Source organism: Pseudomonas sp. TNT2022 ID1044, from assembly GCF_028656895.1.
In the GTDB taxonomy this organism is placed as follows: domain Bacteria; phylum Pseudomonadota; class Gammaproteobacteria; order Pseudomonadales; family Pseudomonadaceae; genus Aquipseudomonas; species Aquipseudomonas reinekei.
In genome coordinates this window covers 85,428-98,137 of the sequence record NZ_JAMDHB010000027.1, presented here as the reverse complement: position 1 = coordinate 98,137, position 12,710 = coordinate 85,428, and the positions used below count along the sequence as shown (strand labels likewise).

Sequence of the window (12,710 nt, the reverse complement as noted above, 5' to 3'; positions counted from 1 at the left end):
CCTCGCCTTCACCCGAGAGAAGACTGCTTTCCCATGCCTATTTCATCTCTACGCTCTGTTCTGCGCCTGACACTGGTCGGCCTGCTGGCCTGCCTGCTGACACCCCTGGCCAGTGCCGACGAGGCCAAGCGCCTGCGCATCGGCATCACCCTGCATCCGTATTACAGCTACGTGGCCAACATCGTCGGCGACAAGGCCGAGGTCGTGCCGCTGATTCCGGCCGGATTCAACCCGCATGCCTACGAACCCCGCGCCGAAGACATCAAGCGCATCAGCGGGCTCGACGTGATTGTGCTCAACGGTGTAGGCCATGACGACTTTGCCGACCGCATGATCGCCGCCAGCGAGACGCCGCAGGTGCCGGTGATCGAAGCCAACGAAAACGTGCCGCTGCTCGCCGCCACCGGCGTAGCCGCGCGCGGTGCCGGCAAAGTGGTGAACCCGCACACCTTCCTGTCGATCAGCGCGTCGATTGCCCAGGTCAACAACATCGCCCGGGAGCTGGGCAAACTCGATCCGGCCAACGCCAGGACCTACACCGAAAATGCCCGTGCCTATGGCAAACGCCTGCGCAAGATGCGCGCCGATGCCCTGGCCAAACTGACCCAGGCGCCCAACGCCGAATTACGAGTGGCCACGGTGCACGCGGCTTACGACTACCTGCTGCGCGAGTTCGGCCTGGAAGTCACCGCCGTGGTCGAGCCGGCCCACGGCATCGAGCCGAGCCCGAGCCAGCTGAAGAAAACCATCGACCAACTGCGTGAGCTGGACGTGAAGGTGATCTTCTCGGAAATGGATTTCCCGTCTTCCTACGTCGACACCATTCAGCGCGAATCCGGGGTGAAGCTGTATCCGCTGTCGCATATTTCCTACGGCGAATACACCGCCGACAAGTACGAAAAGGAAATGACCGGCAACCTCAACACGGTCGTCCGGGCGATTCAGGAGTCGGGTAAATGACCTCGAAAGAAACCATCCTGGCTGACACCGAATCCTCTGTGGGAGCGGGCTTGCCCGCGAATGCGGTGGGCCAGTCAGTGTCCTTGCCAAATGACACACCGCAATCGCGAGCAAGCTCGCTCCTAAAGGTTTCGGGGCCGACGCTGGATTTTTCGGAGGTCAGCCTGACATTGGGTCGCACGACAATCCTCGACAAGGTCACCTTTGAGGTCCGTCCCGGCAGCGTGCACGCGCTGGTCGGGCCTAACGGTGGCGGCAAAAGTTCGTTGATCAAGACTTTGCTCGGGCAGATGCCGCATCAGGGTCGCCTGAGCCTGCATTGGCCGGGCGAACCGGGGATCATCGGCTATGTGCCGCAGGCCCTGGAGTTTGATCGCGGCCTGCCGATGACCGTCGACGATTTCATGGCGGCCATGTGTCAACGGCGCCCGGCATTCCTCGGCCTGAGCAAGCATTACGCCGCGGCGATTGGCGAGGCGCTGGAGCGAGTCGGCATGCAGGACAAGCGCAAGCGGCGCATGGGTGCGCTGTCCGGTGGCGAGCGTCAGCGGGTGTTGTTGGCACAAGGGCTGATTCCGGCGCCGCAATTGCTGGTGTTGGACGAACCGATGTCGGCGCTGGATGAAGCCGGGATACAGGTGTTCGAGCGCTTGCTCGGCGACTGGCGCGCGGCGGGCATCACCGTGTTGTGGATCGAGCACGATCTGGAAGCCGTCGGACGGCTGGCCGATCACGTCACCGGCCTCAATCGCCGGGTACTGTTCGATGCCACGCCGAAACAGGCACTGACCCCGGATCGACTGCTGACACTGTTTTCGACCCATCCACGGAGCGCTGCCTGATGAGTTACGAAGCCTTTCGTTTGATGATCCAGGGCTGGGCCTCCTCCGGGTACCTGCCTGAAGCGCTGGCCTATGGTTTTGTGGTCAACGCGCTGCTCGCCGGTTTGTTGATCGGCCCGGTGCTGGGCGGTCTGGGCACGCTGGTGGTGGTCAAGCGTTTCGCGTTTTTCTCCGAAGCGGTGGGTCACGCGGCACTGACCGGCGTGGCCGTCGGCATTCTGCTTGGCGAACCCTACACCGGCCCCTATGGCAGCCTGTTCGGCTACTGCCTGTTGTTCGGCATCTTGCTCAACTACCTGCGCAACCGCACTGGCCTGGCACCGGACACCTTGATTGGCGTATTCCTTTCGGTGTCCCTGGCGCTGGGCGCGAGCCTGCTGCTGATTCTGGCGGGCAAGATCAACGTGCACATTCTGGAAAACGTGCTGTTCGGCTCGGTGCTGACGGTCAATGGCAATGACCTGCTGGTGCTGGCCATCGTCGGTTCCCTGGTGATGGCCCTGGCTTTGCCACTGTACAACCGCATCATGCTCGCCAGTTTCAACCCGCAACTGGCGGCGGTGCGCGGCGTGGCGGTGAAATCGCTGGATTACCTGTTCGTGATTCTGGTGACACTGATCACCGTCGCCGCGGTGAAAGTCATCGGTGCGATTCTGGTCGGCGCACTGCTGGTGATTCCAGCCGCTGCGGCGCGCTTGCTCAGCCAATCGTTGAAGGGCTTTTTCTGGTGTTCGGTGCTGATCGCCACGGTCAGCACGCTGTGCGGGATTCTCGCGCCGATCGTCTTCGACCTGCCGATCCCCTCCGGTGCCGCGATCATTCTGGTGGCTGGTATCGCCTTCGCCCTGGCCGCCATCGCGCGCGGCGTCGTCCCCAGCCTGAAAGGGAACCTTGGATAAATGACTTTTTCTCTGCGACAACTGACCCTGGCGGTCGCCCTGTGCGGGCTGGCCACAACATCCTTCGCCGCTGACGACAGCAAACCGCTGCGCGTACTGGCCTCGTTGCCAATCACCTACGGGCTGGGCGAAGTGCTGCTCAAGGGTACCGACGTCCATCTGCAACGCGCGGCTCCGGACAATCTGCCGGGCAGCCGTCAGACCGCGTACTTCACCGGCCGCGGTGCGCCGGCGCTGGCCAAACTGGCGACCGACGCCGATGCGGTCATCGGCCTGCGTTCTTTGTGGCCGGAGGATCCGCTGTATCCCGTCTCACGGCGCAGCAATATCCGTATCGTCGAAGTCGACGCCGCCCGCCCGGTGGACGGCGCCCTGCCCGGCATTGCCGTCCAACCCGGCAGCAAGGTCGATGGGTTGAACAGCCAGCCGTGGCTGGCCAGCAACAACATGGGGCGCATGGCGGACGTGATGGCGGCAGACCTGGTGCGCCTGGCGCCCAAGGCCAAGCCTGCGATCGAGGCCAATCTGGCGGCACTGAAACAGCGCCTGCTCAAGCTCAGCGCAGACAGCGAAGCGCGTCTGGCGGCTGCCGACAATTTGAGTGTGATGAGCCTGAGCGATCATTTCGGCTATCTGATTGGCGGGCTCAATCTTGAGCTGGTTGGCCTGGATGCAAGACCGGATGCCGAGTGGACGCCGCAGGCCTTGAAGGCGCTGGGTACGACGCTCAAGGACAATGACGTCGCGGTGGTGTTGCACCATCGTCAACCTTCCGATGCGGTGAAAGCGGTGATCGCCGACGCCGGCAGTCGCTTGGTGGTGTTGAGCGTCGACGCGGCTGATCCGGTGGCCGAGCTGGAGGGAGATGTGGATTTGGTGATCAAAGGCTTGAGTGGCTGATCACCGCTGGCCACAAAAAAACCCGCTGACCGTCACCGGTCCAGCGGGCTTTTTTTGCATCAATGATCAGTGAGCGACAGCCTGCTCATCCATCTTCCGGCGCAAACTCAACGGGCGCATGTCAGTCCAGGTTTCCTCGATGTAAGCCAGGCATTCCTTCTTCAGTCCGCTCTTGCCTACGGTACGCCAGCCTTCAGGCACGGCTTTGTAGTCAGGCCAGATCGAGTATTGCTCTTCGTGGTTGACCACGACCTGAAAGAGGATGTCCTCGCGGTCGAAAACTGAAGTCATGCTGTTTCTCCATCACTGTAAGGTGGGCTGTACGCGATGTGCAGCCGCTATGTAGAAGGAACGTTCCGGCGCCCGGAAAATTTAAAGCCCGGTGGCGGCGGCCAATGCCCGGCCGAAAATCTCGGCGACGCGGTCGATTTCCGCGGCGGTAATCACCAACGGCGGCAGGAAACGCACCACCGCGCCGTGCCGGCCACCCAACTCCAGGATCAGGCCGCGCTTGAGGCATTCGCGCTGTACCAGAGGCGCCAGACGGGCAAAGGCAGGCGGATGCCCCAAAGCGTCCAGCGCTCCGGTCGGATCGACCAGTTCGACGCCCAGCATCAAGCCACGACCGCGAATGTCACCCAGTTGCGGGAAGTCGCGCTGCAGGATGCGCAAGTGTTCGCTCAAGCGCTCACCCATGGCGGCGGCGTGTTCGCAAACCTTGTGCTCAACCAGATAACGCATCACCGCGGACCCGGCAGCCATGGCCATCTGATTGCCGCGGAATGTCCCGGCATGGGCGCCCGGCAGCCAGGTGTCGAGCCAGTCGCGATACACCACCACTGCCAGCGGCAGGCTGCCGCCGATGGCCTTGGACATGACCACCACGTCCGGAATGATCCCGGCATGCTCGAAGGCGAACATCTTGCCAGTGCGGGCGAAACCGCTCTGGATCTCGTCGACGATCAGCGCCACACCCGCCTTTTCGGTAATCCGGCGCAAGCCACGCAGCCAGTCCAGATCGGCCGGGATTACCCCGCCCTCGCCCTGCACCACTTCAACGATCACCGCTGCCGGCAATTGCACGCCGGCCTCCGGGTCGCTCAACAGATTTTCGAGGTAATTGAGGTTGGCCTTGACCCCTTGCGCGCCGCCCAGCCCGAACGGACAACGGTAATCGTAAGGGTACGGCATGAATTGCACGCCGTTGCTGAGCAAGGCACCCAGGGGCTTTTTCGGCCCCAGGCTGCCCATCAGGCTCAACGCGCCCTGGCTCATGCCATGGTAACCGCCCTGAAACGACAACACGGTGCTGCGACCGGTGGCAGTGCGCACCAGTTTCAACGCGGCTTCCACAGCGTCGGTGCCGGTGGGGCCGCAGAACTGAATCTTCGCCTCGGCCGCCAGTGCTGGCGGCAACAGGGCGAACAGGTCCTGCACGAACCGGTCCTTGACCGGCGTGGTCAGGTCCAGCGTGTGCAGTGGCAATTCGTCAGTCAGCACCTGCTGAATGGCCTCGATCACCACCGGATGGTTGTGGCCTAACGCGAGCGTGCCGGCACCGGCCAGGCAGTCGATGAACGTGCGACCTTCGACGTCTTCGACATGGATGCCCTTGGCGCGTTTGAGTGCCAGGGGAATGCGTCGCGGATAGCTGCGCGCGTTGGATTCCTGCTGGTTCTGACGGGCCAGTAACGGCGATTCGGTGAATTGATAAAGCGTCTCGGTCGGGGCGACCCGGGCCGGCTGATCTTCGATAAGGCTGGTAGCGACTGACATCTCTCGACCCCACAATAAGGTTTTCCTGTTCTGGAAACGCATCAGGGGCTCAAGGATTTACACCTTCGACAAGGCTTTGTGCATGGGGATGGCAGGAAGCCCCGCCACCGTGAATGTTCCGGTGTGTGGCTGGTAACCCAGGCGCCGGTAAAAGGCTTCGCCGGTCCGCGTGCTGTTGAGTCGTGACTGGCGCAGGCCCTGGTCAATCAACCAGTTTTCAAGTTCACCCACCAACGCCTGACCCACCCCGCGCCGAAACCACTCCGGCAGTACGTAGCAGAACGCAACCTGCCCCTCGTTCGACGCCATCGCCACACCGACCGGTTTGCCCTGCAACAGCGCGACGTTGAGGTACAGACGCGGGTCCGTGAGCCAAAGGCGGATATGTTCGTGGGTTTGATTCCGGGTCCAGGCCGCGACGGTTTGCGGCTGGTTGCGATGGTCGAGCGCGCAACCGACGCGGATGGAACGCTCGATGATGCGGCTGATGATGCCGGCGTCGCCCGGGGTAGCCTTGCAGGTGAGTATGGGGTCATCCATGGCGCTGTTACCTCAATCCGTTGAGTTTGAGGAACGATAGTCGTGGGAGGTCCGGGCGGCCAATGGAGAGACGTTACTTTTGATGTACAGCAAACTCTGTGGGAGCGAGCTTGCCCGCTCCCACAGGGTCTTGTTGTGTTTATCAGACCGATTGCAACGGCATGGTCAGCTCAACCCGCAACCCGTCCGGTCGGCTGTCGAAATGCAACGTGCAGCCGCAGCGCTGTACGATGGCCTGGACAATCGCCAGGCCAAGACCGCATCCGGTGCTCTGACCGTTACGCCAGAATCGTTGGGTCAGGTGCTGCAGGTCGTCTTCGGCAATACCCGGCCCGTGATCGCGCACCACAAATTGCACACGGTTGCCGCTGGTCTGCAGGCTCAGCTCGACTTCCCCCTCGCCGGGAGTATGGCGCAAAGCGTTGTCCAGCAGGTTGCGCAGCGCCGCAATCGACAGCACTGCGGGCATTTGCACCGGCGCCTGAGAGGCCTTGGTCGGCAGGTGGAATTTTATGCGCTGACGATCACCGCCCGCCGCGTCCTGAATCGCCAGTTTCGCCACTTGCTCGGCGCTGCACTGCACACCGTCATCGAACGACAAACTGCCCTCGACCCGGGCCAGCAACAACAATTGTTCAAGCGTGCGGTGCAGGCGGTCGGCGCCCTCCTCGGCCCGGGCCAGGGATTGGTCCCGAGCCACGCCTTCGGTCATGCGCGCCACCTGCAGGTGGGTCTTGATCGCGGTCAGCGGGCTGCGCAATTCATGGGCAGCGTCGCCGGTCAGCCGACGCTCACGCTCGATGGTCTTGCCGATCCGCTGGAACAACTGGTTCTGCGTGTCGAGCAGCGGTTGCAGCTCGCTGGGCAATGGCTTTACCTGCAATGGTTCCAGAGAGTCGGGACTGCGTCGCATCAAGGCATCGCGCATACGGTTGAGCGGCGCCAGTCCCTGGCCGATCCCCAGCCACAGCAGGCACAGGCAACCGAGCAACGCCACACCCACCGGCACCGAAGCGGCCAGCAGGATCGACATGTTCAAGGCCTCACGCTCGATTTGCCGGTCCGCCGTGGTGATGCGCAGATCGCCGCGAGCCAGGGTAAAACTGCGCCACGGCGCGCCGTCGATCATCTGGTCGTGGAAGCCCATTTTTTCGGCTTCCAGGGTTTGTCCGGGATCGGTGTGACTGCGGGCGAGGATTTCCCCGCGCAACGAACTGACCTGGCACGCCATGCCGCCGGGAATGTTCAGCTGTTCGGCGCTGAAATGCGTGCCCTCACCCTTGCTCGGTACCGGCGGCAGCTGCTCCATCAGCCCGGCGACCATCCGCGCCGAAGCCACCAGGCGCTGGTCGAGGGAGAACATCATCTGGTTGCGCAGGTCACTGAGCATCCAGGCCGCAGCCAGCGCCCAGATCAGTGCAAACGCGGCGCCGAGCGTCAGGCTCAGGCGCAAACGCAAACTCATCACTTCGATTGATCTCCGCCGTCAGCCGGCCCCAGGCGATAGCCCAGACCGCGCACGGTTTCGACGATGCCTTTTCCCAGTTTGCTGCGCAGGTGATGGATATGGACGTTGAGGGCGTTGCTTTCCAGTTCGTCGTTGAAGCCGTAGACGCTGTCCTTGAGTTGCTCGGTGGACAGCACCCGGCCACGGTTATGCAGCAGGGCCTGCAACAGCGACTGTTCGCGGCGCGACAAATCCACCGGTTGACCGGCGAGCCTGGTTTCCCGGCTGCTCGGGTCGTAAGTCAGCGCGCCGTGTTCAATCAGGTTGACACTACGCCCCGCCACGCGTCGCAACAGCGTGTGCAGGCGCGCGGCCAGTTCGCGCAGGTCGAAAGGCTTGAGCAGGTAGTCGTCGGCGCCAGCCTGCAGACCATCGACGCGGTCGGTGACCGAGTCCCGGGCGGTGAGGATCAGCACCGGCAGCTCCAGACCGTTGTGGCGCAGCTGCTGCAACAACTTGAGGCCGTCTTCGTCGGGCAACCCGAGGTCGAGCACCATCACGTCGAACGCTGCGACCTTGAGCATCGCCCGGGCGGCGGACGCCGTGGCGACGTGCTCCACAGTCAGCCCCTGAGCGGTCAGGCCGGCGACGATGCCGCTGGCGATCAGCTCATCGTCTTCACAAACCAGTACGTGCATGGAAAGCCTCGTAAAAATAAAGCCGATTAGGCAACAGATCGATTAACCCGAGATTATGCCTGCTGTCCACAACGGTCCAATATCACGCGGCAACGTTGGCTCAGTGCAATACATATCTACCGCATCCGCGCCGATCTTTCCCAATAGCCTGTGTCGGGTAGCACTTAATTTCAACTCAACACAGGAATCAACTATGTATACCCATGAAACAGCGTTAAGGAGCTTATTCAATCTGCGCGAGGCCATCAGCATCCACGTTGGCCGCGTGACCGATCAGCAAGTGGAAGCCACAACCAAGGGCATGGCCTTGTATGACCTGGGTGAGTTCACCCAGTCGCAACCTTATCTGACAATCGGCGCCACCGCCGGAGACCGCGCTTCACAATACGCATTGGGCGAGGTTTTCAGGCGTCGCGCACGGGGCCTGAGCGATGACGCTAAAAAGTGGTATCAACTGGCTGCGGCGCAAAATCACGTGTACGCCCTGTTGCGGCTGGGTGACGCTGACTCATTGACCAAAGCACGGGGGCTGGCTCAGGCAGAAGCCGATAAGGGCAATGCCGACGCCATGCTGGCGCTGTACGAAATGGATCAGGATATTGCGGTGCTTAAAAAAGCGGCCGACGCCGGATCGCTGGAGGCCCAGTACATTCTCGCGGTCAAGTACGAGTCGGACCCGAATCTCATTACCGACAGCATCGAACGGGAATCGACGATTGACGCATTGCTGAAAAAAGCCGCAGAGGGCGGCCTTTCGCAGGCGATGAGTTGGTACGCCAATCGCCCTCCCATCAAGCAGGATCTGCCTGTCAGGCGCCAGTGGCTGGAAAAACGCGCCCAAATGAATAATGTCCACTCCCTGCTGAACTATGCCCGCGCCCTCGGTGGTTTCTATACCGCTGAAGATGGCACTGACGAATATGGCTTCACAGAAGACCCGGTCAAAAGTTACGGCTTGTTCTGGCTGATCACTGAAACCACCCGGGAGTTGTCTGTGCATAACCTGGCAGCGCAAGACCTCCGGTCCGTAGCCACAGACATGACAGCCGATCAGATCGCCGCGGCCAAAGTCTTTGCCCGGCAGTGGGAGGCGGATCATCCGCCAATGTCCGAGTACAGGTTGACCTATAGCGATATCAGTTAACTCGGCATGGCCAGTAACGCGATGTTGTCTCAATCAATGCGCACGCGGGCTTTTTTGCTTTAACACCCGGTTAATCGACGACCATCATCGTGGGCAAATCATGAACCCCCAGGTGTTGTCGATGCGTTACGTCGTTTTCTTGTTGCTGGCATTGTTTGCCAGCCTGGGTATAGCCCAGGCTGGCAGCAATCCATTCGATTCCAAACCGGATTTTCTTCCGGTCAGCAAAGCCTTCATTTTTACGTCTGAACGCCTGGACTCCGGTGAAACCCAGTTGTTCTGGCAGATTGCCGACGGCTATTACCTGTATCAGAAACGGCTGAAGTTCGACGGATTGCCTGCCGATCAGCACCCAGCGTTGCCGCAGGGCGAAGCGCACAGTGACGAGTTTTTCGGTGAGCAACAGGTTTATCGACAGGGTCTGGAACTGAAGATCCCGGCCGGGGCCAGTGGCCAGATCAAGGTGGGTTTCCAGGGCTGTGCCGATGCGGGTTTGTGTTATCCGCCGCAGACCCAGGTTGTCGATCTGGGCAAGAATGTGGCAACCGTTGTGACAAACGAAGCACCGGATCAAGCGTTGGCCAGCAACCTGCAACAACGGGCGCTGGGCTGGAGCCTGCTGGTGTTCTTCGGTCTGGGCCTGTTGCTGGCCTTCACCCCTTGCTCATTACCGATGCTGCCGATCCTGGCCGGGTTGATCGTCGGCAGCGGCGCCAGCCCCAAACGTGGCGTGGCACTGGCCGGCAGTTACGTGGTGAGCATGGCGCTGGTCTATGCGGCGATGGGTGTGTTGGCGGCCTCCCTCGGAGCGAACCTGCAAGCCTGGCTGCAAAACCCGTGGCTGCTAGGGAGTTTCGCGGCGATTTTCGTCTTGTTGGCGCTGCCCATGTTCGGTTTTTTCGAACTGCAACTGCCGGTGGCCGTGCGTGATCGCCTGGAGAATGTCTCGCGCAACCAGCGCGGCGGCAGCCTGATCGGCGCGGGTGTGCTGGGTGCCTTGTCCGGTCTGCTGGTCGGCCCGTGCATGACCGCACCGCTGGCCGGCGCCCTGCTCTACATCGCACAAAGCGGCAATGCCTTGCACGGCGGGCTGATCCTGTTCGCCATGGGTGTCGGCATCGGTGTGCCGCTGCTGTTGCTGGTGACTGTCGGCAACCGCTTCATGCCCAAGCCTGGCGCCTGGATGAACCTGGTCAAAGGCATTTTTGGCTTCCTGTTCCTCGCCACTGCGTTGCTGATGCTGCGCCCGGTGCTGGACGAAAGCCTGTGGGTCGGTTTGTGCGGCGCATTGCTGGTGATCGCGGCCTATAGCGCGTGGAAGCAATCAGAGGGTTTTGGTCGCGTGGCGCATCTGTTCGGGGCCACGTCGTTGCTGCTCGGTTTGTGGGGCAGTCTGTTGCTGATCGGCGCGGCGGGCGGCAGTGATGATCTGTTCAAGCCGTTGCAGGTTTACCGCGCTTCAAACACGGCCGTTGCGGCTGTGCCGGTCGGTCATGACGCCTTCACCACCATCAAGGATCCGCAAGCCCTGCAACGGGAGCTCGACGCCGCGCAAGCGCAGGGCCAGTGGGTATTGCTCGATTACTATGCCGACTGGTGCGTGTCGTGCAAGGTCATGGAAAAACAGGTATTCGGTAAAACCAAAGTGCTCGACGCCTTGAGCGATGTGCGCTTGCTCCGACTGGACGTCACCGCCGACAATGCCGCCAGCCGCGAATTGCTCGCTCGCTATAAAGTACCGGGGCCGCCGAGCCTGTTGTGGATCGGTGTCGACGGCGTTGAGCGTCGCAGTCAGCGCATCACTGGCGAAGTCGATGCCGAGACGTTCCTGCAACGCTGGACCACCACCCGAGACGCCCGCTAATGCTGACCTTTACCCTCGGCACCTTTGCCATCGCGCTTAACCACCTGCTGCTGATCAGTGCATTGGCACTGGCGACCTTTGTTGGTTGGCGGGTGGCCAAGCGCGGAGGCGATAACCCCGAATCGGTGCTGTTCAGCCTGTTCCTGATCGGCATGCTCGCGGCGCGGATCGGTTTCGTTGCCGTTTACTGGAGCCACTATCGCAATGGTCCCTGGCAGGTCATTGATCTGCGCGATGGCGGTTTCCTCGCCTGGCCGGGCGTGATCACGCTGGTGCTCGCCAGCGTATACCGGGGCTGGCGTCGCCCGGGTTTGCGCCGTCCGTTGGGCTTTGGTGTGGCCAGCGGCCTGGCGTTCTGGTTGCTGGCGACGTTTTCGCTGACGATCTACGAGCAAGGCACACGCCTGCCGGAAATCACCCTGCGCAATGCCGCCGGTGAAACCGTGCAATTGGCCGACTACAAGGGCGGCCCGCTGGTGATCAACCTGTGGGCCACCTGGTGTCCGCCATGCCGCCGGGAAATGCCGGTGCTGGAAAACGCTCAACAGCAACGCCCGGACCTGACCTTCCTGTTCGTCAATCAGGCCGAAAGCATGCAAAGCGTTGCTACGTTTCTGGAAACCCAGGGCCTGAGTCTGTCCAACGTGCTGTTCGACGGCAGTGGCCGTTTGGGCCAGGCCGTGGGTTCCATGGCATTGCCAACTACGCTGTTCTATAACACCGACGGTCGCTTGCTGGGCAGCCATCTGGGTGAGCTGTCACACGCCAGCCTGGCCCGCGCCCTGGAAAACTTCGACTCCGTACCTGCCACCTCTGCAAGGAAACTGCCATGCCCCGCCTCCGCCACCTGCTGACCCTGAGCCTCGGTGCCGCCCTGCTGCACCTGCCATCGGTGCAGGCCGAAGAGCTGCCCGAGGCGATCAAGAAAATCGAAGCCAAAGGCGCGAAAATCGTCGGTCAGTTCGATGCCCCTGACGGCTTGCGCGGTTACGCCGCGCAATACCAGAACCGTGGCATGGCGCTGTACCTGACGCCGGACGGCAAGCACGTGCTGCTGGGCAATCTGTACGACGCCGAGGGCAACGACCTGAGCAGCGCGCCGTTGCAGAAACTGGTGTACGCGCCAATGGCCAAGGAAGTCTGGGGCAAGATGGAAGCGAGCAACTGGATCGCCGATGGCAACAAGGATGCGCCGCGCATCGTCTACATGTTCAGCGACCCGAACTGCCCCTACTGCAACATGTTCTGGGAACAGGCACGGCCATGGGTCAAGGCCGGCAAAGTGCAGTTGCGGCACATCATGGTCGGCATCATCCGTGAAGACAGCCCCGGCAAATCCGCCGCGCTGCTCGCCGCCAAAGACCCGCAAAAAGCCCTGCAAGACCACGAATCCGCCGGCAAGGCCAGTACGCTCAAAGCCTTGAAAGAGGTGCCGCCGGCGATCCAGGCGAAACTCGCGGCAAACATGCAGCTGATGGAAGACCTGGAGCTGCAAGCCACCCCGGCGATTTTCTACATGGACAGCAAGGGTGAGCTGCAACAGCAACAAGGCGCGCCGTCGCCGGACAAGTTGGCGAAGATTCTCGGGCCGAAGTGACTTCACTCACCTCATCGCGAGCAAGCTCGCTCCTACAGGGAAT

At 61.8% G+C, this 12,710-nt stretch carries 13 protein-coding genes; 8 read left to right on the top strand and 5 right to left on the bottom strand.

Translation table 11 applies throughout. The features are described from left to right. Window positions 1-33 precede the first annotated feature (33 nt). The 4 genes from M5G20_RS27290 to M5G20_RS27275 are packed head-to-tail and all read left to right on the top strand — an operon-like array spanning window position 34 to window position 3,601. Complete coding sequence (locus tag M5G20_RS27290) at window positions 34-960, top strand: metal ABC transporter substrate-binding protein (protein ID WP_273921752.1); 927 nt, start codon at window positions 34-36, stop codon at window positions 958-960. After that, window positions 957-1,802, top strand: a complete 846-nt coding sequence (locus tag M5G20_RS27285; RefSeq protein ID WP_273921750.1) for a metal ABC transporter ATP-binding protein — start codon at window positions 957-959, stop codon at window positions 1,800-1,802. Before M5G20_RS27290 ends, M5G20_RS27285 begins: the two co-directional genes overlap by 4 nt. Beyond that, the gene (locus M5G20_RS27280; protein WP_273921749.1) at window positions 1,802-2,701 is read left to right on the top strand and encodes a metal ABC transporter permease; all 900 of its coding nucleotides are present in this window, start codon (window positions 1,802-1,804) and stop codon (window positions 2,699-2,701) included. The genes M5G20_RS27285 and M5G20_RS27280 overlap by 1 nt, the downstream gene beginning before the upstream one ends. Beyond that, window positions 2,702-3,601, top strand: coding sequence for a metal ABC transporter substrate-binding protein (locus M5G20_RS27275; RefSeq protein WP_273921747.1), 900 nt, complete (start codon window positions 2,702-2,704; stop codon window positions 3,599-3,601). 66 nt (window positions 3,602-3,667) lie between these two features. Here the strand turns inward: M5G20_RS27275 and M5G20_RS27270 are convergent, their stop codons facing one another. The 5 genes from M5G20_RS27270 to M5G20_RS27250 form a co-directional block, all read right to left on the bottom strand. After that, window positions 3,668-3,892: an MbtH family protein gene (locus M5G20_RS27270; protein ID WP_075948058.1), complete on the bottom strand. Its 225-nt coding sequence runs from the start codon at window positions 3,890-3,892 to the stop codon at window positions 3,668-3,670. 81 nt (window positions 3,893-3,973) lie between these two features. Beyond that, window positions 3,974-5,377, bottom strand: coding sequence for an aspartate aminotransferase family protein (locus M5G20_RS27265; RefSeq protein WP_273921746.1), 1,404 nt, complete (start codon window positions 5,375-5,377; stop codon window positions 3,974-3,976). Window positions 5,378-5,434: 57 nt separating this feature from the next. Continuing rightward, window positions 5,435-5,917: a GNAT family N-acetyltransferase gene (locus M5G20_RS27260; RefSeq protein ID WP_273921745.1), complete on the bottom strand. Its 483-nt coding sequence runs from the start codon at window positions 5,915-5,917 to the stop codon at window positions 5,435-5,437. Between the two features lie 142 nt (window positions 5,918-6,059). Next, the gene (locus tag M5G20_RS27255) at window positions 6,060-7,385 is read right to left on the bottom strand and encodes an ATP-binding protein (RefSeq protein ID WP_273921744.1); all 1,326 of its coding nucleotides are present in this window, start codon (window positions 7,383-7,385) and stop codon (window positions 6,060-6,062) included. Further along, the gene (locus tag M5G20_RS27250; protein WP_273921743.1) at window positions 7,382-8,062 is read right to left on the bottom strand and encodes a response regulator; all 681 of its coding nucleotides are present in this window, start codon (window positions 8,060-8,062) and stop codon (window positions 7,382-7,384) included. The genes M5G20_RS27255 and M5G20_RS27250 overlap by 4 nt, the downstream gene beginning before the upstream one ends. A gap of 193 nt (window positions 8,063-8,255) precedes the next feature. Here M5G20_RS27250 and M5G20_RS27245 point away from each other — a divergent pair, with 193 nt between their 5' ends. The 4 genes from M5G20_RS27245 to dsbG all read left to right on the top strand — a co-directional run bounded on the left by M5G20_RS27245 (window position 8,256) and on the right by dsbG (window position 12,667). Beyond that, the gene (locus tag M5G20_RS27245; protein WP_273921741.1) at window positions 8,256-9,206 is read left to right on the top strand and encodes a tetratricopeptide repeat protein; all 951 of its coding nucleotides are present in this window, start codon (window positions 8,256-8,258) and stop codon (window positions 9,204-9,206) included. A gap of 121 nt (window positions 9,207-9,327) precedes the next feature. Beyond that, on the top strand, window positions 9,328-11,070 hold the full coding sequence (dsbD, locus tag M5G20_RS27240; RefSeq protein ID WP_273921740.1) for a protein-disulfide reductase DsbD: 1,743 nt from the start codon (window positions 9,328-9,330) through the stop codon (window positions 11,068-11,070). After that, window positions 11,070-11,924, top strand: a complete 855-nt coding sequence (locus M5G20_RS27235) for a TlpA disulfide reductase family protein (protein WP_273921739.1) — start codon at window positions 11,070-11,072, stop codon at window positions 11,922-11,924. Before dsbD ends, M5G20_RS27235 begins: the two co-directional genes overlap by 1 nt. Then, window positions 11,900-12,667, top strand: a complete 768-nt coding sequence (gene dsbG, locus M5G20_RS27230; protein ID WP_150736077.1) for a thiol:disulfide interchange protein DsbG — start codon at window positions 11,900-11,902, stop codon at window positions 12,665-12,667. The genes M5G20_RS27235 and dsbG overlap by 25 nt, the downstream gene beginning before the upstream one ends. Window positions 12,668-12,710 lie beyond the last annotated feature (43 nt).